This window comes from Geodermatophilus sp. SYSU D00700 (genome assembly GCF_054050255.1).
Genome location: NZ_JBJGZA010000027.1, coordinates 36,629 through 61,391 on the forward strand (window position 1 = coordinate 36,629; position 24,763 = coordinate 61,391).

Here is a 24,763-nt window from a genome sequence, read left to right on the forward strand (position 1 = left end):
CCGCCGCTCAGCCCCCACCTCCGGAGACCCCCATGCCCGCACCGTCCCTGCCCGGGGACCAGGTGATCGCCTTCGTCCTGCTGGACATCGCGATCATCCTGATCGCCGCCCGTCTCGTCGGCGCGCTCGCCCTGCGCGTCGGCCAGCCCCGTGTCGTCGGCGAGATCGTCGCGGGCGTCCTCCTCGGCCCCTCCCTGCTGGGCGCCACGACGTTCGTCTGGGACGACGCGCCGTCGTTCCTGGCCTGCGACCGGTCCCTCCCGGAGGGGGTGGCGCCGAGCATCAGCTCGTGCCTGTTCCCGGCCCAGGCGCAGAGCGGGCTGGCCCTGCTCGGCACGATCGCCCTGGTCCTGTTCATGTTCCTGGTCGGGCTCGAGCTCGACACCGACCGCCTGCGCGGCCGGGCCGCCGGCATCGTCACCGTGGCCGTCGGGGTCGTGGCCATCCCGGTCGCGCTGGGGTTCCTCATCGCGCCGGTCCTCTTCACCGACCGGTTCACCGGCGTCGGCGACCCGTCCCGGATCGGCTTCACCCTCATGGTGGGCGCGATGCTGGCGGTGACCGCGTTCCCGGTGGCCGCGCGCATCCTCCAGGAGAAGGGGCTGGCGACCTCGCCGCTCGGCATCGTCGGCATCGCGGCGGCGGCGCTGGTCACCATCCTCATGTTCCTCACGGTGGGCGTCGCCCGCGGCGTGGCCACCGGGGAGCCGGCGTCCTCGCACCTGTGGCGGCTGACCGGGACGCTCGTCTTCCTCGCGGTGATGTGGCTGGTCGTGCGGCCGGCTCTAGCGCGGCTGTTCCGTGGTGGCGAGGCCGGCGACCCGCTCACCGGCACCCAGTTCGCCGTCGTCATGGGCATGGTCGTGCTGGCCGCGTACGCCGCCGACCGGATCGGCATCCACGCGCTCGTCGGTGGCTTCGTCGCCGGCCTGGTCGTGCCGCGGCACGCCGTCCTCACCACGGCGCTGACCTCGCGGCTCTCCGACGTGGCGATCGTGTTCCTGCTGCCGATCTTCCTGGCCTACAGCGGGCTGCGCACCGACTTCACCACGCTGACCTGGGCCGTGGTGCCCGGCATCGCGCTGTTCGTGGTCGTGGCGATCATCGGCAAGTGGGGCGGCGGCCTGGTCAGCGGGCGGCTCGGTGGGCTCACCTGGGCCGAGAGCAACGCGCTGGGCATCCTGATGAACTGCCGCGGCCTGATGGTGCTCGTCGTCGCCCTGGTGGCGCTCAACGCCGGGGTCATCAGCCCCCAGTTGCAGGCCGGCGCGGTGGTCATGGCGCTGATCACCACCGGCATGACCGGTCCCCTCGTCGACCGGTACCTGGGCCGCCCGGAGCAGCAGCCGACCGCCCGGGCCGTCGAGGTCGGCTGACCCGGCCGCGCCGCTCCGCCGCGGTCCCCGCTCGCACGGCCACCGGCCCGGCCCCTCGACGAGGGACCGGGCCGGTGGTCCGTCCGGGCCCGCCGCCGGCGACGGTCCTTCGCCTCTGCCCGCGCCGCCGCGGCGGCGGGAGGGTCGGTCCATGCGCCAGCAGATGCGTTCCGTCCGAGCCGGGGTGGTCACCCTCCTCGGCGTCGTCCTGCTCGCCGCGTGCTCCGGCGACGAGGGCTCCGGCGACGGCGGCGGGTCGGCCGCCGACACCCCGGCGACCGACTCCCCCGCGGAGGACTCGGCGGCCGGGGACGACTTCTGCGCCCAGGCCGCCGACCTCGACCAGCGGGTGGAGGACGCCCTCGCGGAGGCCGAGGGCGACGCCTCGGTCCCCGAGGTGTTCCGCCGGCTCGGGGACGAGATGCGCGCCATGAGCGCACCGGAAGCGATCGCTGACGACTGGGAGGCCATGCAGGCCGGCCTGGACCGGATGGCCGACGCGATGGCCGACCTCGACCTCACCGACCAGGACTCGGTCGCCGCGCTCGAGGACGCCGGCAGCGGGCTGGACACCGCGAGCGAGAACGTCGACACCTACCTGCGCGAGGAGTGCGGGATCGACTGACCCGCGGACGACCGGTGTCGCCGGAGCGCGCGTGCGCCCGCCCCGCGGTGGGTAGAGGGACCCGTGACGACCGGGCATCCACTCCCGGCGCCGCCGATCCGCTGGAGGCGACGTGTCGCCCTCTCGTCCCCCCGTTCCCGACGTCGACCGTCGCATCGTGGCCGCCTACCGAGAACTCGGCACCGCCCGCGACGACTTCCAGAGCGCCCCGAGCGGCCGCGCCTTCGGCCTGTGCCAGGCGGCCCAGGACGCGCTCGACGCGTTGCTCGACCTGCGGCTGAGCCTCACGGCCGCGATCGCACCGACGGCGGCGGCCCCGGCCTGAGGGCGGGCACCGCGCTCGGCGGGACCTCCTCGGCCCGACCGCGGGTCGGGCACGATCGCGCGGTGGACCCCGAGCAGCTGCTGCGGACGACGGCCGACCGGCTGGACGCGCTCGCCGCCCGGACGACCCCCGGCGACTGGCGCACCGGCGGACTGCTGGCGACCCGTCCCGAGGTGGTCGCGCACTCCCCCGACGGCGGCACCGAGCACGTGGCCGAGGCACGGGCCGGGACCGGTGCGTGGATCGCGGCCCTCTCCCCCGAGCTGGCCGCGCCGCTGGCGGGCTGGCTGCGCGCCGCGGCGACGCACGGGCCGGTCGACCCGGCCGCCGAGGCGTTCGCCCGGGCACTGCTCGCGCGGCTGCCCTGACGCGTCGCCCCCGCGAGACGTCACCGGCCCGGCCCCCTGCAGGGGACCGGGCCGGTGACGACCTCGGTGGTCAGGGACGTCCCTGACCGGTCAGGGTCAGCTGCAGCCGCTGGTGGAGCCGCAGCCCTCGCAGACGTAGCAGCTGCCGGCCGGGCGCATCTTCGTGCCGCAGGTCATGCACAGCGGCGCGTCGGTGACGTTGCCGGTGACCAGCTCGAGCAGCTCGGCCGAGGAGTGGGCCTCCTTGACCGGCTTGTCCGCGGCGGGCTCGGGCTTGGCCGGCGCCTCGGTCGGCACCGAGCCGCGCAGCGCCTCGACGTCGACCTCCTCCTCGACGACCTCCGCCGTCGAGGCCGAGCCGCCGTAGCTGCCCGACACCTGCGCCGCCCGCTCCTCGGCGGTGAAGATGCCGAGGGTGGCGCGGGTCTCGACCGGCAGGTGGTCGAGGGCCAGGCGGCGGAAGATGTAGTCCATCACCGACTGGGCGATCCGGATGTCCGGGTCGTCGGTCATGCCGGCCGGCTCGAACCGCATGTTGGTGAACTTCTGGATGTAGGTCTCCAGCGGCACACCGTGCTGCAGCGCGATCGAGATGCCGATCGAGAAGGCGTCCATGACACCGGCCAGGGTCGAGCCCTGCTTGCCGAGCTTGAGGAACACCTCGCCGAGGCTGCCGTCCTCGTACATCCCGGCGGTCATGTAGCCCTCGGCGCCGGCGACGCTGAACGACGTCGTCATGCTCTGCCGCTTCTTGGGCAGGCGGCGGCGGACCGGGTGCGACGTCGCGGCGACCGGAGCCGCCTCCACCTCCGCCTTGGCCCCACCATCGGCCGTGGTCTTCTTGGCCTTGGCGTCGGAGAGCGGCTGGCCGACCTTGCAGTTGTCGCGGTAGATCGCCAGCGCCTTGAGGCCGAGTTTCCAGCCCTGGAAGTAGATGTTCTCGACGTCCTCGACGGTCGCCGTCTCCGGCATGTTGACCGTCTTGCTGATGGCACCGGAGATGAACGGCTGCACCGCGGCCATCATCCGCACGTGGCCCATCGGGGAGATGGCCCGCTCGCCCATCGCGCAGTCGAAGACCTCGTAGTGCTCCGGGCGCAGGCTCGGGGCGTCGACGACGTGGCCGTGCTCGGCGATGTACTCGACGATCGCCTCGACCTGCTCGTCCTGGTAGCCGAGGCTCTTGAGCGCCCGCGGGACCGTCTGGTTGACGATCTGCATGGACCCGCCGCCGACCAGCTTCTTGTACTTGACCAGCGAGAAGTCCGGCTCGATGCCGGTCGTGTCGCAGTCCATCATGAAGCCGATGGTGCCGGTGGGGGCGAGCACCGAGGCCTGGGCGTTGCGCCAGCCGTTCTCGGCACCGAGGTCCAGGCACTCCTGCCACTGGGCGGTGGCCGCGCGGAGCACGTCGGCGTCATCGGCGCCGACCGGGCGGATGGCGTCGTTGGCCGCGGCGTGCTTGCGCATGACCCGGGCGTGGGCGTCGGCGTTGCGGGCGAAGCCCTCGTAGGCGCCGACGATGCCCGCCAGCTCGGCCGAGCGCCGGTAGGCGGTGCCGGTCATCAGCGAGGTGATCGCCGCGGCGAGGGTCTGGCCGCCGCGCGAGTCGTAGGCGTGGCCGGTGGCCATGAGCAGCGCGCCCAGGTTGGCGTAGCCGACGCCCAGCTGCCGGTAGGCCCGGGTGGTCTCACCGATCGGCTCGGTCGGGAAGTCGGCGAAGCAGATGGAGATGTCCATCGCCGTGATGACCAGTTCGACGGCCTTGACGAACGTGCGGGCGTCGAAGGTCCCGTCGTCCTTCAGGAACTTCATGAGGTTCAGCGACGCCAGGTTGCACGAGCTGTTGTCCAGGCTCATGTACTCCGAGCAGGGGTTGGACGCGTTGATCCGACCCGTCTCGGGGTTGGTGTGCCAGTCGTTGATCGTGTCGTCGTACTGGATGCCGGGGTCGGCGCACTCCCACGCGGCCTGGGTGACCTTGCGGAACAGGTCCTTGGCGTCGACGGTCTCGATCACCGAGCCGTCGAGGCGGGCACGCAGGCCGAAGCCGGTGCCGTCCTCGACCGCGCGCATGAACTCGTCGGAGACGCGGACCGAGTTGTTCGCGTTCTGGTACTGGACGCTGGTGATGTCCTTGCCGCCGAGGTCCATGTCGTACCCGGCGTCGCGCAGCGCGCGGATCTTGTCCTCCTCGCGCGCCTTGGTCTCGATGAACTCCTCGATGTCGGGGTGGTCGATGTCGAGGACGACCATCTTGGCCGCGCGCCGGGTCGCGCCGCCGGACTTGATCGTCCCGGCGGAGGCGTCGGCGCCGCGCATGAAGCTGACCGGACCCGAGGCGGTGCCGCCGGAGGAGAGCAGCTCCCTGGACGAGCGGATGCGCGAGAGGTTCAGACCGGCGCCGGAGCCGCCCTTGAAGATCAGCCCCTCCTCGCGGTACCAGTTGAGGATCGAGTCCATCGTGTCGTCGACGGCGAGGATGAAGCAGGCGCTGACCTGCTGCGGGGCGCTGGTGCCGACGTTGAACCACACGGGGCTGTTGAAGCTGAACACCTGGTGCAGCAGCATCCACGTCAGCTCGTGCTCGAAGACCTCGGCGTCGCCCTCGGTGGCGAAGTAGCCGTGCTCACGGCCGGCGGCGCCGTAGGTCAGGACGACCCGGTCGATGAGCTGGCGCAGGCTGGTCTCCCGCTGCGGGGTGCCCACGGCGCCACGGAAGTACTTGGTCGTGACGATGTTGGTGGCGTTGATGCTCCACTCGGCGGGGAACTCGACACCGCGCTGCTCGAAGTTGACCGAGCCGTCACGCCAGTTGGTCATGACGACGTCGCGGCGCTCCCAGGCCACCTCGTCGTAGGGGTGGACGCCGGCGGTCGTGTAGACGCGCTTGACCTTCAGGCCCTTCCCCCGGGTCGGCGCCTTAGGGGCACGACGCGTGCGGCCTGCCGGACGGTCCTCGATCTCGGTCACGAGCTCTCCCTCGGTGAGTGGTCCAGGCGGCTGGGGAAGAGAGCCACCCTGTTCCTAGCGGTTGGTGCTGACGGTTTCTGAGGTGGTGCTGGACGGTCCGGCGACGCTGCCGGCCGGTGGTCAGGGGGTGGCAGCGCCGCTGGTGCCGGCCTGGCCGCGCCCGCCACGACGGCGCGGCGGCGGGTCGAGCTGCATGCCGGGCAGCGGTGGCGTGCCCCCGGTGTGGTGCCGCGCGCGCAGCTCGGTGATCTCCTTCTCGAAGTCCTCGACCGAGCTGAAGGCGCGGTAGACGCTGGCGAAGCGCAGGTACGCGACCTCGTCGAGCTCCCGCAGCGGCCGCAGGATCGCCAGGCCCACCTCGTGGCTGGGCACCTCGGCCACCCCGCTGGCGCGGATGGCGTCCTCCACCTGCTGGGCGAGCTGCTGGAGCTGGTCCTCGTCGACCGGCCGGCCCTGGCAGGCCCGGCGCACGCCCGCGACGACCTTCGAGCGGTTGAACGGCTCGCTGACCCCGCTGCGCTTGACGACGGCGAGGACGGCCTCCTCCACCGTGGTGAACCGGCGGCCGCAGGCGGGACAGGAACGACGGCGACGGGTGGTGGCACCCTCGTCGGCCTCGCGCGAGTCGATCACCCGGCTGTCGGGGTTGTGGCAGAAGGGGCAGCGCACTGCGGTTCACCTCCCTCTGCGGACGAGCTCGGTACCGGTCTCCCCGGCGCCGGGTGGGACGTGCCGGCGGACGGCCGGATGCCACCGGCCACCACGCCTCGCCGCCCTCTGCTGTGGACCCCTCTGGGGACATCCGGTGGACACCCCGGGGATGACCTGAGGACGGCCCTGTGGAGGACTCCCTCCGTCGTGACCACTAGATGTAGGGGGACAGTAGGCCTGGCTCCACAACATCTGCAAGCCGACGCCGGGCGTGTCTCTTCCCCCGAGATGCGGTCGTGACCTCGCGGTGACCAGGCGCGACCACCTCTCCCACCCGTCACACGACACGCCGCGGCGCCCGCGCGTCCGCGCGCGGGACACGGCTGCCGGGTGTACACGCCGGCCACGACCAGGACCGCCGCCACCGCGCGGTGCCCGGCACGGCCGGGGACGCCGCCGGCGGGTCCGGGAGGGCGCGGGACGCCCGAGAGGGGTCGCTCAGACCGACGGGCGCACCGCGGGACGCCTGCCGCGCGGGTTCGGCACCAGGTCGCCCAGACGGATCGGCCGGGTGAGCAGGTCGGGCTCCGCGTCGGGAACGAGGGTGGCGCCAGAGGTGCCCACGGACACCGCGACGGGTGCCCCGGCGGACCCGGCGACGGCCGGCATCTCGGCGGTGACCGCGCGGTGCCGGCCGGCGCCGGCCGCGGAGGGAGCCCGGTGCCGGCCGGGCCCGGCCACGCCGACGGCGGGCTGCTCGGCGGTCACGTCGGCACAGTGCCGGCGGGAACGGCGCGGGCGGTCAGCAGCCGGCACGCCGACCGGGCGGACGACGGACATCGCGGCCGTGGCAGCGACCGCCGTGGCGACCGCCGGCGCCAGCGTGAGCCGGCGCTCCGGCAGCCGGACGGCGGCCAGATCGACCCAGGTCCCGGCGCCCTCGACGACGCCCGGGACCTCGGTGCGCAGTCGCACCCAGACCTCGCACGCGCCGGTCTCGTCGTGCCGCCAGCCGAGCATCGCGCCCGCGACCCAGGCGCCGTCCACGAGCACCTCGACGTCCTGCGGCGACCCGAACGACACCGCTGCCCTGCTGTTCACGGCTGCTGACACGTCCTCACCGTATGTGTTCGTTCAAGCCGAATGCGTGAGCGACCGGACACCGATGGTTGACGAACCGGGCGGGGCGGTCTCGTCACTTGTCCGAGGAGTGCTCCCGTCCCGGTCACGGCAGGCGCAGCACCTGACCGGCGACCACCGCCGAGTCGTCGAGGTCGTTGAGCTCCTCGATCGCGTCGACGACGACCCGCACGTCCTGCTCCGGGCCGGCGACCTCGCCGGCGATCGACCACACGGTGTCACCCGGCTGCACGACGACACTGCTCTCCCCGGCGAGCCGCAGGCCCTGCTCGGGAGCGAGCACCTCCCGCCCCAGGACCGCGCCGCCGACGCCCGCGGCGAGGACCAGCACGGCCACCAGGCGGCGCCCGCGGCGGGTCAGCCGCACGGGCCCGGGGGCCGGCGCCGCCGGACCGCGGCCGGCCCGGGCCGGCTCGCAGCGCACCGGCCGGCCCCCCGGCCGCGCCGGTGCCCGGCGGGTGCGGGGCGCCTCGGCGGCCGGCCCCGCGGCGGGACCGGTGGCGCGGACGGGCGCCGCGGCCGGGCGGTCGGGCACCGGCCGCAGGTGCCCGGTGATCCGCGGACCCGAGCCCGGCAGGGCCGCCCGCGGCGACGCCGGAGTGCCCTGGGCCGGGCGACGCGGAGCCGGGGGAGGTGCCTGCCGGCGCGGGGCCGCGGTCCCGCGCGCGGCCCCCTCCGCCAGCAGCGGCCGCCAGGGGACCCGGACCGCCGCGTCGAACTCCAGAACCGCCTGGTGCACGCTGCCCATGACCACTCCTCCTCGTCACCCCACCGCCGTCGAACACGCGTTCGATCGAACGTCTGTGCGATGTCTACCGCATGGGACCGACGGGGTCGACCCGACACCTCCGACGGGTTTCGAACACACGTTTGAAGTACCGGGCCCGAGGCGCTACGGTCCGATCAGCAGCCGTCCGCCCGTTCCCCCGGACGCCGGCACCTCCCGGCGTCCGGGGGCCGGGTCCTCCGGGTGGCGGGCGGGACACGAGGGCCGTGGCGACACGGCCGGCGAGGAGGAGACGTGGCGGGCACGAGCGGCACCGGCCAGGGCACGCGCGGGGGCACGGCCACCCGGCGAGGAGGCCGGCGGGGGACGGACACCGCTGCCGACGGCGCCGGGGGGCAGACCGCCGCGGTGCGGTCGTTCCCCGATCGGGGCGACGCCGGCGACGGGCTGAGCCAGCGGCAGCGCCGGGTCCTCGAGGTCATCCGCGACTCGATCGACCGCCGCGGTTACCCGCCCTCGGTCCGGGAGATCGGCGAGGCGGTGGGCCTGTCCTCGGCGTCGTCGGTCGCCCACCAGCTCTCGGTGCTGCAGAAGAAGGGATGGCTGCGGCGCGACCCCAACCGCCCGCGCGCACTCGACGTGCGGCTGCCCGGGGACACGGCCGCCGAGGGCGCACCGGCCGCGCCGGCCGCCGCCGACGGCAGCACCGCGCCCACCTACGTGCCGCTGGTCGGCAGGATCGCCGCCGGTGGCCCGGTGCTGGCCGAGCAGGCCGTCGAGGACGTCTTCCCGCTGCCGCGCGAGCTGGTCGGCGAGGGCACCCTCTTCATGCTCCGCGTCGCCGGCGACTCGATGGTCGACGCGGCGATCTGCGACGGCGACTGGGTGGTCGTGCGCCAGCAGCCCACCGCCGAGAACGGCGAGATCGTCGCCGCCATGCTCGATGGCGAGGCCACGGTCAAGACCTACAAGCGGCGCGACGGGCACGTGTGGCTGCTGCCGCACAACCCGGCCTACGAGCCCATCCCGGGTGACGAGGCCACCGTCCTCGGCCGCGTGGTGTCCGTCCTGCGCCGCGTCTGACCCACCGCCCGACCCACGCGGGCCCGGCTCCCGCCGACCGGCGCGGCAGGAGCCAGGCCCCGGGGTCGCGGGTTCAGCCGGTGGGTGGCGCGGCCGCCCGCCGGCGGCGCAGGCGGCCGCCGATCCACACCGCCACCGTGGCGACGGCGGCCGCCACCAGCCCGGCGGTGACCGGGGGGATGTCCGTGCCGCCGTCGGCGGGCGCGGTCGCCGTCGAGGTCCCCGCCGGTGACGACGACGCGGCGGCCCCGGCCGGGATCGGCACGACCGTGACGTCGCCGGGCGGTCCCTCCCCGGCGACGAGCAGCGCGGCGCCGTCGGCGGTGAACGACACCGCCTCGCCCTGCGGCGCCTCGGGCAGCGCGATGCGCACCGGCTCGCCCGCCAGCGCGGCCGGGACGTCGGACCCGGCGAGCGGCCAGACGTAGGCGTCGGTGTAGGTCCGCAGCGCGATCCGGCTGCCGTCGCGGGCGACCGCGCCCCCGGTCACCAGCAACTGGCCGGCACGCCCCACCGGGCCGCCCGGCGTCCCGGTGAGCGTGAAGGCCACGGTGCCCACGTCGGCCAGCTCGACCGTGCCGCCGTCGACCAGCGGTGCCGCCGGCCGGTAGACGTGACTGGCCCCGAGCACCTCCTTGGTGACCAGGTACGGCGTGCCGTCGGGCGCGACCAGCAGTGCCTCGGCGTCGTGCGGGCCGTCGGGATAGGTGAGCCGGTGCAGCGCCGTGGCGCCGTCGGGCCGCAGCGCGATGAGGGCGACGGTCTCCCGGGTGGCGTTGTTGTCCCCGGTGTCGGCCAGCCACACGGTGCCGTCGGGTCCGACGCCGAGGTCCTCGGGGTCGTAGGGGTCCAGCGGCGCGACGGTCTCGTCGACGACCCGGCAGGTCTGGTCGAGGACCGCGACGGTCACCCGCTCACCGCCGTCGGCGACGGCCAGCATCCGGTCGCCGACGTCGACGAGACCGGAGAGCTCCGCGAGCCGGGGGTCGGTCACCTGGCAGCGCCGTGCGGGCGTGGCCTCCTCGGCGGCCGCGGAGGCCGATGGCAGCAGGACCGGGGCGAGCCCCAGCGCGAGCCCGAGGACGGCGGCCGGTGCGCGCGGGGCGCACGCCCGCGCGCTACGCGGGAGGACGGCCGGCGCGGGCACCCGCCCAGCGTGACAGCACGACTGCGTCGAGTGCGTGCACCACGCCCAGCAGCAGGATCCCGACCGAGGCCCCGACGACCGCGTCGGTGACCCAGTGGAAGTCCAGCGAGACCATGGCGATCCCGGTGGCCACCGGCCCGACGACGCTGAGCCACCACAGCGTCCGCTGCACCGGCGGCGCGAGCCGGTACTCGACGGCCTGCCAGCGGGCCACGCCCCACATGAGCACGGCGTTGGCCACGTGCCCCGAGGGGTAGCTGGCGCCGTCGCGGTGGAAGAACGAGCCGGGATAGGCGGGCGCCGTGCGACCGGTGCCGAACTTGAACGCGTAGACCACGACGGTCAGCAGGGCGAGGGCGACGAGCACCCGCACCAGGGGCAGCAGCGTCCGCCGGCGGATGCACAGCCAGCCGACCAGGCCGGCCAGGACGACGAGGATCGTGCCCCGTCCGCCGATCTGGGTGACCGCCCAGACCGGCCAGTAGGCCGGGGAGTCGCGCAGCCCCCACTGGCTGACGATCTCGGAGACCTCGAGGTCGAGCCGCTCCAGGACACCCCGGCTGAGCAGGTCGACGGTGACGCCCACGGTCACCACGAGCGACAGGATCATCAGCCACCACGGCGGCCGTCCTGGGGTCACGACGGCGGGGACGGGGGCCGACGGGTCGCCGTCGGCCGGCGCTCCCCTCCCCCGACGCACCACGCCGCTGGTCACGCGGCCACGGTACCGGGCCGTGACCCGGCCGTGACCTCGCCGCGGGGGACGGCGAGCCGCCCGGGTGACCGGCGGGCAGCCCGTCACCCGGGCGGGCGAGCGCCGCGGCCGGTCAGCCGACCGGGACGGCGAACCGCTCCAGCGCCGCGGCCAGGCCGCCGTCGACCCGCGCACTCAGCCGGGTGCCGTCCGCCTCGTGCTGCTCGCTCAAGACCTCGCCGTCGCGGTGGACGCGGGCCACCAGGTCGCCGCGGTCGTAGGGCACGAGCACCTCGACCTCGACGTCCGGGTGCGGCAGCCGGGCGGCGACGACCTCGCGGAGCCGCTCGATGCCCTCGCCGGTCCGCGCCGAGACCCACACCGCGCCGGGGAGCGCCCGGCGCAGGGTCAGCACGTCGTCCTCGGTCATGGCGTCGACCTTGTTGACGACGATCAGCTCGGGCACCGCCGCGGCGTCGATCTCGCGCAGCACCACGTGCACCGCGTCGATCTGGCCGAGCGGGTCGGGGTCGGAGCCGTCGACGACGTGCAGCAGCAGGTCGGCGCCGGCCACCTCCTCCAGCGTCGAGCGGAAGGCGTCGACGAGCTGGTGCGGCAGGTGCCGCACGAACCCGACGGTGTCGGTGAGGGTGTACTCGCGGCCGTCGGGCGACTGCGCGCGGCGCACCGTCGGGTCGAGGGTGGCGAACAACGCGTTCTCCACCAGCACGCCGGCACCGGTGAGCCGGTTGAGCAGGCTGGACTTGCCGGCGTTGGTGTAGCCGGCGATCGCCACGCTCGGGACGGCGTTGCGGCCGCGCGCCGAGCGCTGGGTCGCCCGCGCGGTGGCCATGCCGGCGATCTCGCGGCGCAGCCTGCTGACCCGCGACCGGATCCGCCGCCGGTCGGTCTCGATCTTCGTCTCACCGGGACCGCGGGTACCGATGCCGCCACCACCGGCGACGCGGCCACCGGCCTGCCGGGACAGCGACTCACCCCAGCCGCGCAGGCGCGGCAGCATGTACTGCATCTGCGCGAGCTCGACCTGGGCCTTGCCCTCCCGGCTGGTGGCGTGCTGGGCGAAGATGTCGAGGATCAGCGCGGTCCGGTCGACCACCTTGACCTTGAGGATCCGCTCCAGCGCGTTGAGCTGGCCGGGGGTCAGCTCGCCGTCGCAGATCACGGTGTCGGCGCCGGTCGCGGCCACGATGTCGCGGATCTCGCCGGCCTTGCCCGAGCCCACGTAGGTGCCGGCGTCGGGCTTGTCCCGCCGCTGGCTCACCGCCTCGAGCACCTCCGAGCCCGCCGTCTCGGCGAGCGCGGCCAGCTCGGCCAGCGACCGGTCGGCGTCGGCCTGGGTGCCCTCGGTCCACACGCCGACCAGCACGACGCGCTCGAGGCGCAGCTGCCGGTACTCGACCTCGCTGATGTCGGCGAGCTCGGTGGACAGGCCCGCCACCCGGCGCAGCGCGCCGCGGGCCTCCAGGTCGTAGGAGCCGGTGGTGTCGTCGGTGTCGTCGTCCCACTGGCCGGCCGGCGCGGGACGGGGGTCGACGGCCTGCTGGTCGTCGATCGGGGTGCTGCGGGGGGCGGTCGTCATCGCGTCCAGCGTGACACGCGCGTCGTCAGTGGTCACCTGGGTTGTCGTCTGTGCAGTCGTCATACACCGGGTGCAACACCGGAACGGGTCAGGTGCATCCCGCCGGGAGCCGGGTAGGTCGGGACCGTCCGCAGCACCGACGAGAGGGGCACCCCGTGAGCACCAGCAGTGACGCCGGCGTCGAGGACCCGGGCCGCGACCCGGCCGGCCTCGAGGTCCCGCGCAACCTCTTCGGCGGCGCCGACCAGGACACCGGGGCCGGCACGCCGCGTGGCACCGGCAACGTCGGGCCCGGCGACAAGCCCGAGGCGCCCACCGACGAGCCGGAGACCCGCGCCGACACCCCGGACAACCCCTAGCTCGCGAGCCACTCCCGGGTCAGCTCGCCGGTGGCCACCACGACGGCGGGACCGCGCAGCACGGTCGTCTCGGGGGTGACGTCGACGGTCAGCCGGCCGCCGGGGACGTCGACGACGACCGTGCCGCGCTGGGGCCCGTCGGACCCGGCGGCCAGCGCGGCGTAGGCGGTGGCGCAGGCGCCCGTCCCGCACGAGCGGGTCTCCCCCACCCCGCGCTCGTGCACCCGCAGCCGTACGTGCGCGTCGGCGCCCTCGACGTCGGCGGCGAGCACCCGCACGAACTCGACGTTGACGCCGTCGGGGAACAGCGCGGGGTCGAACCCGGGCTGCGCGGTGAGGTCGAGCGCGTCGAGGTCGGCGTCGGTCAGGCAGACCAGGTGCGGGTTGCCCATCGACACCGCCTGGCCGGCGAACACCTGGCCGGCCACGGTCGCCTCGCCGCGGCCGAACGGGCGCGCCGGGCCCATGTCCACCCAGTAGGTGCCGTCGGGACCCGCGCCGACCCGTCGCGGCCCGCCGCGGGTGCCCACGAGGACCCCCTCGGCGCAGGCCGCGCGGTCGAGCAGGCCCTCGGTCACCAGCGCGTGCAGGAACAGCCGGATGCCGTTGCCGCACATCTCCGCGTGCGAACCGTCGGCGTTGCGGTGGTCCATGAACCACTCGCACGCGCCGAGCTGCTCGCCGAGGACGGCGGGGGCGTCGGGCACGTGCACGCTGCGGACCACCCGCAGCACGCCGTCGCCGCCGAGGCCCGAGCGGCGCTCGCACAGCCGGCGGACCAGCGCGGCGTCGAGACGGTCCTCGGGCCAGCGGTCCCCGTCGGGGTCGGGCAGCACGACGAAGTCGTTCTCGGTGCCGTGCCCGAGGAGGAACCGGTCGCTCACCGGCCGATCGTACGGCCGGCGAGCAGCGCGCCGACGGCGTCGGCGAGGTCGGGCCGGCCGGCGTCGAACCACGTCGTCGTCGCGTGGCGGCGGAACCAGGAGCGCTGCCGCCGCACGAAGCGGCGGGTGGCGCCGACCGTGCGCTCCCGCGCCTCGTCGGGGGTGAGCCTGCCGTCGAGCTGGGCCAGCACCTGCGCGTAGCCCAGTGCGCGGGAGGCGGTGGGGCCCTCGCGCAGCCCCTGCTCCGCCAGCGCCTCGACCTCGGCGACGAACCCGGCGGCCCACATGCGGTCCACGCGGTCGGCCACGCGCCGGTCCAGCTCGGCGGGCTCCCGGTCGAGGCCGACCACGACCGCCGGGTAGTGCGGCCGCGGCTCGGGCAGCGTGGCCCGGAACGGCCCGCCGGTGAGCTCGACGACCTCCAGCGCCCGCACGATCCGCCGTCCGTTGGACGGGAGGACCGCGGCGGCCGCGGCGGGGTCGAGCGCGGCCAGGCGGGCGTGCAGCGCGGCCGGCCCGAGGTCGTCGAGCTCGGCCTGCAGCCGCGCCCGGACGGCGGGGTCGGTGCCGGGGATGTCGAGGTCGTCGAGGACGGCCCGCACGTACAGGCCCGACCCGCCCACCAGCAACGGCAGCACGCCGGTCCCGCGCAGCCGGTCGATCTCGGCGCGGGCCATCCGTGCGTACTCGGCCACCGACGCGGTCCGGCGCACCGGCCAGACGTCGAGCAGGTGGTGGGGCACGCCGCGCCGTTCGGCCGCGTCGGGCTTGGCCGTGCCGATGTCCATGCCGCGGTAGAGCTGCATCGAGTCGGCGTTGACCACCTCGCCGCCCAGCGCCAGGGCGAGCTCGACGGCCAGCGCGGTCTTGCCGGTGGCGGTGGGCCCGACCACGGCGAGGACGGGCGGGAGGGTCACCGGCCCTGCCACGAGGCCACCAGGTAGCCGACGCCGAAGGGCGCCTCGTCGGCGAGCAGCCGCGCGTCCACACCGCCGCCGGCCAGCAGCGCGCCCACCGCCCGCCAGACCGGGACGCCGGCGGCCAGCAGCCGCTCGCCCTCGGCGGCGTCCAGGGCGGCGAGCGCGGCGGCGCCCCCGGCTGCCAGGGCCGCGGCGACGGCGGCGTCGAACGGGGCGGCGGCGGCGTCGAGGTGCCCGGGCGCCTTGACGCTGCGGCGGGCCGAGCCGTCGCCCATCGCCAGCACGCCCACCGGGCCGGCGAGCCCGGCCACCACCGCGGCGAGGTCGCGCGGGCCGACGCCGACCCGGGCGCCGGTGTGCCCGGCGGCGTCGAGCAGCCAGGCGCCGACGGTCAGGCCCAGCGGGGTCCGCCGGCCGCCCGGGCGCACCCGCCCGGACAGCGGCACCTCGAGGTCGACGCCGTAGCCGCGCAGGTCCCCGCCGTCGCCGGGGCCGTAGCGGCCCTCGGCGTCCGGCGCGACGAGGACGACCATCTCGGGGCGGGCGGCGAGGACCGCGTCGACCGCGTCCGCGCAGGCAGCGCGCAGGCCCGCGGTGTCGGCGGCGGCCCGGCCGGCTACCTGCGGGAGCAGCAGCGGGGGGCACGGGCAGAAGGCGACCGAGACCGGTCCGGCGGGCGGGCTGCTCACCGCAGCAGTGTCGCCGATGCGGCGTGGGACACTGCGGTGCGTGTCGAGCACGGAGAACCCCGGAACCGGGTCGCAGCAGGTCCCCTCGCCCGAGACGGCCGGCCCGGACGCGGTCACCCCCGAGGCCGGGACGCCCACCGCGCCCACCCCCGAGGCGGCCGCGCTGGCCGACCCGACGGCCGACGGCCCCGCGACCGAGGCGGCGGCCGAGCTTCCGGCGACCGAGGCGGCGGCCGCGACGCCGGAGACCGAGGAGGCCGCGACGCCGGAGACCGAGGAGGCCGCGACGCCGGAGACCCCGGCCGTCCCCGAGCGGGCCGCTCCCGTCCCCACCGCGCCCGAGCCGGCCGTGGCCGCCACCTCCGACCCCTCGCGCTGGGGCCGGGTCGACGAGGACGGCACCGTGTACGTGCGCACCGCCGACGGCGAGCGCGCGGTCGGCTCGTGGCAGGCCGGTGACCCCGCCGCGGGCCTGGCGCACTTCGCCCGCCGCTTCGACGACCTCGCCACCGAGGTGTCGCTGCTCGAGGCGCGGCTGCGGGCGCACACCGGCAACCCGGCGGAGATCAAGGCCAAGGTGCAGGCCCTGGCCGACTCCATCCCGACCGCCACCGCCGTCGGCGACCTCGACGGCCTCGCCGCCCGGGCCCGCGCCATGATCGGGGCCGCCGACACCGCGGCCGCCGAGTCCCGCGCCGAGAAGGCCGCCGCCCGCGCCGCGCAGGTCGCCCGCAAGGAGGCGCTGGCCGCCGAGGCCGAGCAGATCGCCGCGGAGTCGACGTCGTGGAAGGCCGCCGGCGACCGGCTCAAGGCGATCGTCGAGGAGTGGAAGACCATCCGCGGCATCGACCGCAAGACCGACGAGGCGCTGTGGTCGCGGTTCGCCGCGGCCCGCGACGCGTTCGGCCGGCGGCGCGGCGCCCACTTCGCGGCGCTCGACGTGCAGCGCGGCGAGGCCCGCGCGGCCAAGCAGGAGCTCATCGCCGAGGCGCAGCGGCTGTCCACGTCCACCGAGTGGGGCCCGACCAGCGCGGCCATGCGCTCGCTGATGGACCGCTGGAAGGCCGTGCCGCGCACCGGCCGCGACGGCGACGACGACCTGTGGAAGCAGTTCCGCGCCGCCCAGGACGTCTTCTTCACCGCCCGCGCCGAGTCCGACAAGGCCCGCTCCTCCGAGCAGCTGGCCAACCAGCAGGCCAAGGAGGAGCTGCTCGCCGAGGCCGAGAAGCTCGACCCCGCGACCGACCTGCGCGGCGCCCAGGCGGCGCTGCGGCGCATCCAGGAGCGCTACGACGCGATCGGCCACGTGCCGCGCGGGGCCATGCGCTCGCTGGAGGACCGCATGCAGGCCGTCGAGCAGCGGATCCGCGGTGCCGCCGACTCCGGCCGGGTGCGCACCGCCCCGGAGAACCCGATGGTCACCTCGATGCGGGCGGCGGTCACCAAGGCCGAGGAGCAGCTGGCCAAGGCCGAGGCCGCCGGCGACGCCCGCCGGATCGAGGAGGCCCGGGCGAACCTGGCCACCCGGCGTGAGTGGCTGGCCGAGGCGGAGCGGTCCGCTTCCCGCCGCTGACGCGCACCGGGCGGGAGCGGCGGTGGCGGTCTTCGTCCTCGTGCACGGGGCGTGGGGCGGCGCCCACGGGTTCCGGCACGTGCGCCGCCTGCTCGCCGCGGCGGGGCACGAGGTGTTCACCCCGGCCCTGACTGGCGTGGGGGAGCGGGTGCACCTGGCGAGCGCGCAGGTGGACCTCACCACGCACGTCACCGACGTGGTGAACCAGGTCCTCTACGAGGACCTCGACGAGGTGGTGCTGCTCGGGTTCTCCTACGGCGGCATGGTGGTGGCCGGGGCGCTGGAGACGGTGGGCGACCGGGTGCGGTCACTGGTGTACCTGGACGCGTTCGTCCCGTCGGACGGCGACACGGTGTACGGGCTGCTCGGCCTGCCCGCCCCCGGTGCCGGGCCGGGGACTCCCTGGCTGGTCGAGGGCCCGGCGCGGGCCTACGACGACCCGGCGGAGGAGGCGTTCTCCGCTCCTCGGCGGACGCCGCAGCCGGTCGCCTGCTTCACCGAGCCGGTGCGGATGTCCCGGCCGCTGGAGGACTGGCCGTTCCGGCGCACGTACGTCCGGGCGACCGCGGTCGAGCCGGCCGCGGTGACGAACGCGGCGTTCGACGCCGCCGCCGCCCGCGCCCGGGCCTCGGGCTCCTGGAACTACCGGGAGATCGCCACGACCCACCTCGTCGCGCAGAACCGGCCGCGCGAGCTCGCCGAGCTGCTGCTCGAGCTCGCCTGACGCGAGGCGTGTGGCGGCCTCAGGCCGGGGCACCGATCCGCGGCATGCCCAGCAGCACGCCGGGCGTCGTCGGCCGGGTGCCGGCCTCGTGGGCGCCCCCGGCGCGGGTGCGCCGGTGCGACAACAGCGGGCCGTCGGCGACCAGGTGGTGCGGCGCGGCGGCGGTGACGACGGTCTCGACGACGTCGCCCGGGCGCACGCGGGCCTCGGTGCCGCCGGCGAAGTGCACCAGCCGGCCGTCGCGGGCCCGGCCGCTCATCCGGCCGGTGCGGGCGTCCTTGCTGCCCTCCCCCGCCGCGACCAGCAGCTCGACGGTGCGGCCGACCTGCGCGCGGTTCTCCGCCCAGCCGATCTCGTCCTGCAGCGCGGTCAGCCGCAGGTACCGCTCCTGCACGACCTCCTTGGGCAGCTGCCCGTCCATCGTGGCGGCCGGCGTCCCGGGGCGCTGGGAGTACTGGAAGGTGAAGGCGCCGGCGAACCGGGCCCGGCGGACCACCTCGAGGGTCTGCTCGAAGTCGGCCTCGGTCTCGCCGGGGAAACCCACGATGACGTCGGTGGTGATCGCCGCGTCGGGCATCGCCGCGCGGACGCGGTCGATGATCCCGAGGTAGCGCTCCTGCCGGTAGCCGCGGCGCATCCGGCGCAGCACCTCGTCGGACCCGCTCTGCAGCGGCATGTGCAGCTGGTGGCAGACCGCCGGGGTCTCGGCCATCGCGTCGATGACGTCGTCGGTGAACTCGCGCGGGTGCGGGCTGGTGAAGCGGACCCGCTCCAGGCCCTCGATCCGGCCGGTCGCGCGCAGCAGGTCGGCGAACGCACCCCGGTCGCGGAACTCCACCCCGTAGGCGTTGACGTTCTGGCCGAGCAGCGTCACCTCGAGCACGCCCTGGTCGACCAGCGCCTGCACCTCGGCCAGGATCTCGCCGGGACGGCGGTCCTTCTCCTTGCCGCGCAGCGCCGGGACGATGCAGAACGTGCAGGTGTTGTTGCACCCGACGCTGATCGACACCCAGCCGGCGTAGGCGGAGTCCCGCTTCGCCGGCAGCGTCGACGGGAACACCTCGAGCGCCTCGGCGATCTCCACCTGGGCCTCGGCGTTGTGCCGCGCGCGCTCGAGCAGCGCCGGCAGCGACCCGACGTTGTGCGTGCCGAAGACGACGTCGACCCACGGCGCCCGCCGCACGATCTCGCCGCGGTCCTTCTGCGCCAGGCAGCCGCCGACGGCGATCTGCATCCCCGGGTGGGCGTCCTTCACCGGGCGCAGGTGGCCGAGGTTGCCGTAGAGGCGGTTGTCGGCGTTCTCCCGCACCGCGCAGGTGTTGAGCACGACGACGTCGGCGTCCTCGCCGTCGGGGGCGGCGGCGTAGCCCGCGGCCTCGAGCAACCCGGACAGCCGCTCGGAGTCGTGCACGTTCATCTGGCACCCGTAGGTGCGCACCCGGTAGGTGCGCTGCGGGCTGTCGAACTCGGTTCCCATGTCGCCTGCGAGGGTACGGCGCCGCGCCCGGCCCCGGCGGTCACGGGCGGTGACGGCACTCGTTACTGGTTCGTGACGGTCCCGGGACGCTGCTGCGCCCGGGCGGCAATAGGGTGCCCCGGTGACCAGCCAGCAGACCGGAGCACCGCTCGTGGAGCTGACCGGCGTCAACAAGTGGTTCGGCGACCTGCACGTGCTGCAGGACATCGACCTCTCGATCGACCGCGGCGAGGTCGTCGTCGTCATCGGACCGTCCGGCTCGGGCAAGTCCACGCTGTGCCGCGCCATCAACCGGCTGGAGAGCATCCAGAAGGGCGAGATCCGCATCGACGGCCAGCGGCTGCCCGAGGAGGGCAAGGCGCTGGCCCGGCTGCGCAGCGACGTCGGGATGGTCTTCCAGAGCTTCAACCTCTTCGCGCACAAGACGATCCTCGAGAACGTCACGCTCGCGCCGGTGAAGGTGCGCCGGCAGTCGCGGTCCGAGGCCGAGCGGCGGGCGCGTGAGCTGCTCGACCGGGTGGGCGTCGGGCACCAGGCGGACAAGTACCCCGCGCAGCTGTCGGGCGGCCAGCAGCAGCGCGTGGCCATCGCCCGCGCGCTGGCGATGGACCCCAAGGTCATCCTCTTCGACGAGCCGACCTCGGCGCTCGACCCGGAGATGATCAACGAGGTCCTCGACGTCATGACCTCCCTCGCCCGCGAGGGCATGACGATGGTGGTCGTCACCCACGAGATGGGCTTCGCCCGCCGGGCGGCCAACCGGGTCGTCTTCATGGACGGCGGCCGGATCGTCGAGGCCGCCGACCCGCACACCTTCTTCACCAGCCCGCGTTCGGACCGGGCCCGTGACTTCCTGTCCAAGATCCTCGAGCACTGACCCACGGGAGGAACCCATGCGCAGCACCCGGAAGCTGGCGGCGTTCGCCGCACTCGGCCTGACCCTCGCGGCCTGTTCCAGCGAGGCGGGCAACCAGGCCGCCGAGGAGGAGGCCAGCGCGCCCACCGTCGCCGAGGAGGTCGACTTCGAGCCGGGCACGACGATGGCCGAGCTGTCGGAGGCGGGCAGCATCACCGTCGGCACCAAGTACGACCAGCCGGGCTTCGGCCTGCTCAACCCCGACGGCGAGCCCGAGGGCTTCGACGTGGAGATCGCGAAGATCATCGCCGGTGAGCTCGGCATCGCGCCCGAGGACATCGAGTGGACCGAGACGGTGTCGGCCAACCGCGAGCCGTTCATCCAGAACGGCCAGGTGGACATGGTGGTGGCGACCTACACCATCAACGACACCCGCAAGCAGGTCGTCGACTTCGCCGGCCCGTACTACATCGCCGGCCAGGACATCATGGTCGCCGCCGGCAACCCCGAGGGGATCCAGGGCCCGGAGGACCTCGCCGGCAAGACGGTGTGCTCGGTCGAGGGCTCCACGCCCGCCCAGAACATCCGGGACAACTTCCCGGAGGCGAACCTGGTCACCTACGACGTCTACTCCAAGTGCGCCGACGACCTCGCCAACGGCGCGGTGCAGGCCGTGACCACGGACAACGTCATCCTCACCGGCCTGGTGGCCGGCAACCCCGAGGGCTTCGAGCTGGTGGGCAACCCCTTCACCGAGGAGCCCTACGGCATCGGCCTGCCCAAGGGTGACGAGGAGTTCCGCACCTTCGTCAACGACGTGCTCGAGGAGGCCTTCGAGGACGGCCGCTGGGCCGAGGCCTGGGACCGCACCGCCGGGTCGATCACCGGCGAGGAGGCCCCCGAGCCCCCGACGGTCGACCGCTACTGAGCACCGGGACGCCGCCGGGCGGGACCTCCCGCCCGGCGGCGTCCCGCCGTGTCCCCGACGACCGTCCCCGACGACCGACGACCTGACGGCGAGGCGCCATGGGCTTCCTGAGAGACAACGCCGACCTGCTGTGGAGCGCGTTCCTGACGACGCTGTCCCTGGCCGTCGTCAGCGGCCTGTGCGCGCTGGTGATCGGCACCGTGCTCGCCGGCATGCGGGTCAGCCCGGTCCCGCCGCTGCGGGGGCTGGCCACCTTCTACGTCGAGGTGTTCCGCAACACCCCGCTCACGGTGGTCTTCTTCTTCCTCGTCTTCGGCATCGTCCAGATCGACCTGTCGTTCCCGAGCCGCTTCATCGCCGCGGTCGCCGCGCTGTCGACCTACACCGCCGCGTTCGTGTGCGAGGCGCTGCGCTCAGGCATCAACGCCGTCCCGCCGGGCCAGGCCGAGGCCGCCCGCGCCCTGGGACTGGACTTCGGGCAGAGCCTGCGGACCATCGTGCTGCCGCAGGCCTTCCGCACCGTCGTGCCGCCGCTGGGCAACGTCTGGATCGCGCTGGCGAAGAACACCTCCATCGCCGCCGGCTTCGCCGTCGCCGACCTCACCGCGGCGCTGCAGCGGCTGTCCAACGCCAACGCCGACCAGCTGCTGCTGGTCTTCGCCGCCATCGTCGCCGGCTACCTGGTGATCACCCTGCCCTCCGCGTGGGTCATCCGGGTCATCGAGAAGAGGGTGGCGATCGTCCGATGAGCGCGCCGACCGTCCTGTTCGACCTCCCGGGGCCGCGGGCCCGCCGCCGCCAGCGCATCGGCACGGTCGTCGGCGCGCTGCTGATCGCCGGCCTGGTCGCGCTGGCGCTGTGGCGGCTGGGCGCCAACGGCCAGCTGGACCCCGACCGCTGGGCGATCCTGTTCGACCCGGCCGCCGGCGTGCCGCAGGCCCTGGGCGAGGCACTGCTCAACACCCTCGCCGTCGCGGCCGTCGGCATGGTCGCGGCCACCGTCCTGGGTGCGCTGCTCGCGGTCGGCCGGCTCTCCGACCACGCGTGGGTGCGCGGGCCGGTGGCCGTGGTCATCGAGTTCTTCCGCGCCGTCCCGCTGCTGGTGCTGATCCTCTTCTGCCTGCTGTTCCTGCCCACCATCGGCGTCCCCATGACCGCGTTCCGCGCCCTGGCGCTCGGGCTGACGCTCTACAACATGGCCGTGCTCGCGGAGATCTTCCGGGCGGGCATCCTGTCGGTCGACCGCGGCCAGCGGGAGGCCGCCTTCGCGCTGGGCATGCGCAAGACGCAGGTGATGACCCTCGTCCTGCTCCCCCAGGCCGTCCGCCGGATGCTGCCGGTGCTGGTGGCCCAGCTCGTGGTGCTGCTCAAGGACAGCTCGCTGGGCTTCATCGTCGGCTACGTCGAGTTGCTGCGGCAGGCGCGCAGCCTCGTCGAGTTCTTCAACTTCCAGTTCGGCAACATCTACACGTTCCAGCTCTACGTGGCCGCCGGCCTCATCTACATCATCGTCAACGTGCTGCTCTCGCAGCTGGCCAAGTACGTCGAGAAGCGCACCCGCAGCAACCGCAAGACCGCGGGCGCCGGCGATGCCGGACTGGCCGAGGTGCAGATGGACGGCAGCGGCGGGGGGCTGGTGACCGAGGCGGGCGGCCGGTAGGACCCGGCTCCGGACCGCGGACCGGTGGTACCGCCGGTCCGCAGGTCTGCCGATGACAGTCCCGTGGACACCGCTCTCCGCCCCGTCGTGCCGCCGCTGCCCTCGATGGTGCGCCTGCCCGGCGGGCAGGCCGACGCCGCGCAGGAGTTCGTGAACCGGCTCCGGGCAGCCGCGCCGCGGTTCGCCGACGCGGCCGACGCGGGGTCCGCCGTGGTCCGGGAGGTCGTGCCCCCGGCGCGGCACCGCCGGGCCCGCTGCCGGGTGGTCCTGCGCCTCACGGACGGCGGCGAGCGCGACGTCACCTTCCTCGGGCCGGTGAGCCGTCCCGCCGTGCTGCCCGACCGCACCTTCGAGGCACAGATCCAGCAGTGGCTGGCCGCCGCCTCCGCCGACCAGGCCGCCGGCTGGGTCAGCGACGACGAGGCCCCGGACGGGCGCGCGGTCGACCTGACCGCCTGGACCGCGCCGCCGGCCACGGTCACGCACCTGCCGACGGCGGCCATGCCGGTGCTGAGCCCGACACCTCCCGGCGCGGGCCGCGCCGGGACCGCCGGGCTGCCAGCCGAGCCGATGGCGGCCGTGCCCGCGGCCGGCTGACCGGTCCGCTCAGCCGAAGGGGTCGGTGGCCGCCCGCAGCGCCGCGGCAGCACCACCGACGACGGGCAGGCCGTGGCCGGGGCAGACGACGTCGGCCTCGAGCGCGGCCAGGCGCTGCAGGGACGACCAGGCCTGGGGTCGGTCGACGTTGAACGGCCCCAGGACGAGCTCGCCGTGGAATTCGACGACCGTGTCGCCGGTGATCAGCACGCCCGCCTCGGGCAGGTGCACCGCGATGCTGCCCGGCGTGTGCCCCGGGACGCCGACCACGACCACACCGCTGTCGAGGACGTCGCCGTCGGCGACCGGATCGACGGGCCTGCAGGCGGGCGCCGGCGGCACCTCCGCCGAGGCGATCGCGTACAGCTCCTGCTCGGCGGGCGTGACCACCGCCGCTGGGCCCGGCCGGTCGCGCTGGACGACCGGCACGTCCGCCGCCCCGGCGAGCACCGGCGCACCGCTCCAGGCACGCACCGCGTCGGCCGAGCCCATGTGGTCGTCGTGGAAGTGGGTGAGCACTATCCGGCGCACGTCCTCGCGTCGCAGGCCCAGGTCGGCCAGTGCGTCGGCGATGACCGGAGCGCTGCCGGCCGGGCCGGTGTCCACGACGGTGAGGCCGGACTCGCCGCGCCAGAGGTAGGCCTTGCTGATCCCGAGCGCCAGCAGGTGCAGCCCCGGGACGATCTCGGTCGCGCTTATGGGGGGAAGCTAGGCCCCGGGACGCACCGTGCGGGTGTCGTCCGCGGTGAGCGCGAACGACCCGTGCCGGGTCAGTCGCCCTCGGGGTGCCAGGTCGGTCCGTCGAGGTCGGGATCCTCGGTGCCGAAGCCGGTCTCGTCCATCACGTCGCGGACCACGGCCGCCGCCAGGCCGCCGCTGTATCCCTTGCGGGCCAGCATGCCGATCAGGCGGCGGGTGGCGGTGGCCTGGTCGACCCGGCGGAGCGCGGGCAGGCGGCGCTCCACCAGCCGGCGGGCGGCGGCGCGCTCGTCGTCGTCGTCGACCTCGGCGAGGGCCTGCTCGGCCTCCTCGCCGTCGACGCCCTTGGCGCGCAGCTCGGCGCGCAGCGCCCGCCGGGCCAGGCCGCGGCCGGCCTGCCGCGAGGTCACCCAGGCCCGGGCGAAGGCGGCGTCGTCGATGAGCCCGACCTCGCCGAACCGGTCGAGGACCGCGGTCGCCGCGTCCTCGGGGATCCCCCGGCGGGCCAGCAGGTCGGCCAGCTGCTGCCGCGTCCGGGCCGCGCCGGTGAGCGCCCGCAGGCAGATGGCCCGGGCCACCGACTCGGGATCGCCCGGCTCGTCGGGAGGATCCCCGCGCCCGGCGTCGCGCTCGGCCGGGAACGGCACAGCGGCGGCCGGGCCGTCCGGGTCAGGGGACGGCCCGGACC

General features: G+C 75.1%; 26 protein-coding genes. 13 read left to right on the forward strand and 13 right to left on the reverse strand.

The window, feature by feature from the left end:
- Nucleotides 1–32: 32 nt before the first annotated feature.
- The 4 genes from ACI79V_RS17520 to ACI79V_RS17535 all read left to right on the forward strand — a co-directional run bounded on the left by ACI79V_RS17520 (nucleotide 33) and on the right by ACI79V_RS17535 (nucleotide 2,694).
- Nucleotides 33–1,376, forward strand: a complete 1,344-nt coding sequence (locus ACI79V_RS17520; protein ID WP_456891227.1) for a cation:proton antiporter — start codon at nucleotides 33–35, stop codon at nucleotides 1,374–1,376.
- A gap of 163 nt (nucleotides 1,377–1,539) precedes the next feature.
- The gene (locus ACI79V_RS17525) at nucleotides 1,540–2,001 is read left to right on the forward strand and encodes a hypothetical protein (RefSeq protein WP_456891230.1); all 462 of its coding nucleotides are present in this window, start codon (nucleotides 1,540–1,542) and stop codon (nucleotides 1,999–2,001) included.
- Nucleotides 2,002–2,158: 157 nt separating this feature from the next.
- A complete protein-coding gene (locus tag ACI79V_RS17530) occupies nucleotides 2,159–2,326 on the forward strand; it encodes a hypothetical protein (protein WP_456875967.1) in 168 nt (55 codons plus the stop codon).
- Between the two features lie 62 nt (nucleotides 2,327–2,388).
- Nucleotides 2,389–2,694, forward strand: coding sequence for a hypothetical protein (locus ACI79V_RS17535; protein ID WP_456891232.1), 306 nt, complete (start codon nucleotides 2,389–2,391; stop codon nucleotides 2,692–2,694).
- Nucleotides 2,695–2,790: 96 nt separating this feature from the next.
- Here ACI79V_RS17535 and ACI79V_RS17540 read toward each other — a convergent pair whose 3' ends face one another.
- The 4 genes from ACI79V_RS17540 to ACI79V_RS17555 form a co-directional block, all read right to left on the reverse strand.
- Complete coding sequence (locus ACI79V_RS17540) at nucleotides 2,791–5,667, reverse strand: vitamin B12-dependent ribonucleotide reductase (RefSeq protein ID WP_456891234.1); 2,877 nt, start codon at nucleotides 5,665–5,667, stop codon at nucleotides 2,791–2,793.
- Nucleotides 5,668–5,787: 120 nt separating this feature from the next.
- Nucleotides 5,788–6,336: a transcriptional regulator NrdR gene (nrdR, locus tag ACI79V_RS17545; protein ID WP_456875964.1), complete on the reverse strand. Its 549-nt coding sequence runs from the start codon at nucleotides 6,334–6,336 to the stop codon at nucleotides 5,788–5,790.
- A 480-nt stretch (nucleotides 6,337–6,816) separates the two neighbouring features.
- A complete protein-coding gene (locus tag ACI79V_RS17550; RefSeq protein WP_456891236.1) occupies nucleotides 6,817–7,431 on the reverse strand; it encodes a hypothetical protein in 615 nt (204 codons plus the stop codon).
- A gap of 112 nt (nucleotides 7,432–7,543) precedes the next feature.
- Nucleotides 7,544–8,206, reverse strand: coding sequence for a LysM peptidoglycan-binding domain-containing protein (locus ACI79V_RS17555; protein ID WP_456891238.1), 663 nt, complete (start codon nucleotides 8,204–8,206; stop codon nucleotides 7,544–7,546).
- Between the two features lie 273 nt (nucleotides 8,207–8,479).
- Here ACI79V_RS17555 and lexA point away from each other — a divergent pair, with 273 nt between their 5' ends.
- Nucleotides 8,480–9,268 carry a transcriptional repressor LexA gene (gene lexA, locus ACI79V_RS17560; RefSeq protein WP_456891240.1) on the forward strand — a complete coding sequence of 263 codons (789 nt, stop codon included), beginning with the start codon at nucleotides 8,480–8,482 and terminating at the stop codon, nucleotides 9,266–9,268.
- 73 nt (nucleotides 9,269–9,341) lie between these two features.
- Here the strand turns inward: lexA and ACI79V_RS17565 are convergent, their stop codons facing one another.
- The 3 genes from ACI79V_RS17565 to hflX form a co-directional block, all read right to left on the reverse strand.
- Nucleotides 9,342–10,415: a hypothetical protein gene (locus tag ACI79V_RS17565; RefSeq protein WP_456891241.1), complete on the reverse strand. Its 1,074-nt coding sequence runs from the start codon at nucleotides 10,413–10,415 to the stop codon at nucleotides 9,342–9,344.
- Complete coding sequence (locus tag ACI79V_RS17570) at nucleotides 10,387–11,130, reverse strand: phosphatase PAP2 family protein (RefSeq protein ID WP_456891243.1); 744 nt, start codon at nucleotides 11,128–11,130, stop codon at nucleotides 10,387–10,389. Before ACI79V_RS17570 ends, ACI79V_RS17565 begins: the two co-directional genes overlap by 29 nt.
- 112 nt (nucleotides 11,131–11,242) lie before the next feature.
- Entirely contained in the window at nucleotides 11,243–12,709 is a 1,467-nt protein-coding gene (gene hflX, locus ACI79V_RS17575; RefSeq protein ID WP_456891245.1) for a GTPase HflX, read from the reverse strand.
- Nucleotides 12,710–12,864: 155 nt separating this feature from the next.
- Between hflX and ACI79V_RS17580 the strand changes: the two genes are divergently transcribed.
- Nucleotides 12,865–13,068 (forward strand): hypothetical protein, encoded by a 204-nt coding sequence (locus ACI79V_RS17580; RefSeq protein WP_456875957.1) that lies wholly within the window; start codon nucleotides 12,865–12,867, stop codon nucleotides 13,066–13,068.
- Here the strand turns inward: ACI79V_RS17580 and dapF are convergent.
- Genes dapF through ACI79V_RS17595 form a run of 3 tightly spaced genes read right to left on the reverse strand, consistent with a single transcriptional unit; the run spans nucleotide 13,065 to nucleotide 15,561 of the window.
- On the reverse strand, nucleotides 13,065–13,952 hold the full coding sequence (dapF, locus tag ACI79V_RS17585; RefSeq protein ID WP_456891247.1) for a diaminopimelate epimerase: 888 nt from the start codon (nucleotides 13,950–13,952) through the stop codon (nucleotides 13,065–13,067). The two genes, ACI79V_RS17580 and dapF, sit on opposite strands and share 4 nt — an antisense overlap.
- Entirely contained in the window at nucleotides 13,949–14,869 is a 921-nt protein-coding gene (miaA, locus tag ACI79V_RS17590) for a tRNA (adenosine(37)-N6)-dimethylallyltransferase MiaA (protein WP_456891249.1), read from the reverse strand. Before miaA ends, dapF begins: the two co-directional genes overlap by 4 nt.
- Nucleotides 14,866–15,561, reverse strand: coding sequence for a hypothetical protein (locus ACI79V_RS17595; RefSeq protein WP_456891251.1), 696 nt, complete (start codon nucleotides 15,559–15,561; stop codon nucleotides 14,866–14,868). The genes miaA and ACI79V_RS17595 overlap by 4 nt, the downstream gene beginning before the upstream one ends.
- A 40-nt stretch (nucleotides 15,562–15,601) precedes the next feature.
- On the opposite strand from ACI79V_RS17595, the gene ACI79V_RS17600 reads away from it, so the two are divergent.
- Nucleotides 15,602–17,134: a DUF349 domain-containing protein gene (locus tag ACI79V_RS17600; protein WP_456891253.1), complete on the forward strand. Its 1,533-nt coding sequence runs from the start codon at nucleotides 15,602–15,604 to the stop codon at nucleotides 17,132–17,134.
- Nucleotides 17,135–17,156: 22 nt separating this feature from the next.
- Nucleotides 17,157–17,858, forward strand: a complete 702-nt coding sequence (locus tag ACI79V_RS17605; RefSeq protein ID WP_456891255.1) for an alpha/beta fold hydrolase — start codon at nucleotides 17,157–17,159, stop codon at nucleotides 17,856–17,858.
- A gap of 19 nt (nucleotides 17,859–17,877) precedes the next feature.
- Here the strand turns inward: ACI79V_RS17605 and miaB are convergent, their stop codons facing one another.
- Nucleotides 17,878–19,335, reverse strand: coding sequence for a tRNA (N6-isopentenyl adenosine(37)-C2)-methylthiotransferase MiaB (miaB, locus tag ACI79V_RS17610; protein ID WP_456891258.1), 1,458 nt, complete (start codon nucleotides 19,333–19,335; stop codon nucleotides 17,878–17,880).
- A gap of 121 nt (nucleotides 19,336–19,456) precedes the next feature.
- On the opposite strand from miaB, the gene ACI79V_RS17615 reads away from it, so the two are divergent.
- The 5 genes from ACI79V_RS17615 to ACI79V_RS17635 all read left to right on the forward strand — a co-directional run bounded on the left by ACI79V_RS17615 (nucleotide 19,457) and on the right by ACI79V_RS17635 (nucleotide 23,376).
- Complete coding sequence (locus ACI79V_RS17615) at nucleotides 19,457–20,212, forward strand: amino acid ABC transporter ATP-binding protein (RefSeq protein ID WP_456875950.1); 756 nt, start codon at nucleotides 19,457–19,459, stop codon at nucleotides 20,210–20,212.
- 16 nt (nucleotides 20,213–20,228) lie between these two features.
- Nucleotides 20,229–21,119 carry a glutamate ABC transporter substrate-binding protein gene (locus ACI79V_RS17620; protein ID WP_456891260.1) on the forward strand — a complete coding sequence of 297 codons (891 nt, stop codon included), beginning with the start codon at nucleotides 20,229–20,231 and terminating at the stop codon, nucleotides 21,117–21,119.
- A gap of 98 nt (nucleotides 21,120–21,217) precedes the next feature.
- A complete protein-coding gene (locus ACI79V_RS17625; RefSeq protein WP_456875948.1) occupies nucleotides 21,218–21,868 on the forward strand; it encodes an amino acid ABC transporter permease in 651 nt (216 codons plus the stop codon).
- The gene (locus tag ACI79V_RS17630) at nucleotides 21,865–22,779 is read left to right on the forward strand and encodes an amino acid ABC transporter permease (protein ID WP_456891262.1); all 915 of its coding nucleotides are present in this window, start codon (nucleotides 21,865–21,867) and stop codon (nucleotides 22,777–22,779) included. Before ACI79V_RS17625 ends, ACI79V_RS17630 begins: the two co-directional genes overlap by 4 nt.
- Nucleotides 22,780–22,842: 63 nt before the next feature.
- Complete coding sequence (locus ACI79V_RS17635; RefSeq protein WP_456891265.1) at nucleotides 22,843–23,376, forward strand: hypothetical protein; 534 nt, start codon at nucleotides 22,843–22,845, stop codon at nucleotides 23,374–23,376.
- 9 nt (nucleotides 23,377–23,385) lie between these two features.
- Here the strand turns inward: ACI79V_RS17635 and ACI79V_RS17640 are convergent, their stop codons facing one another.
- Both ACI79V_RS17640 and ACI79V_RS17645 read right to left on the reverse strand, forming a co-directional pair.
- Nucleotides 23,386–24,075 carry an MBL fold metallo-hydrolase gene (locus ACI79V_RS17640; protein WP_456891268.1) on the reverse strand — a complete coding sequence of 230 codons (690 nt, stop codon included), beginning with the start codon at nucleotides 24,073–24,075 and terminating at the stop codon, nucleotides 23,386–23,388.
- A 71-nt stretch (nucleotides 24,076–24,146) separates the two neighbouring features.
- A partial coding sequence (locus ACI79V_RS17645) for a regulatory protein RecX (RefSeq protein WP_456891266.1) occupies nucleotides 24,147–24,763 on the reverse strand: 617 nt, incomplete at its 5' end.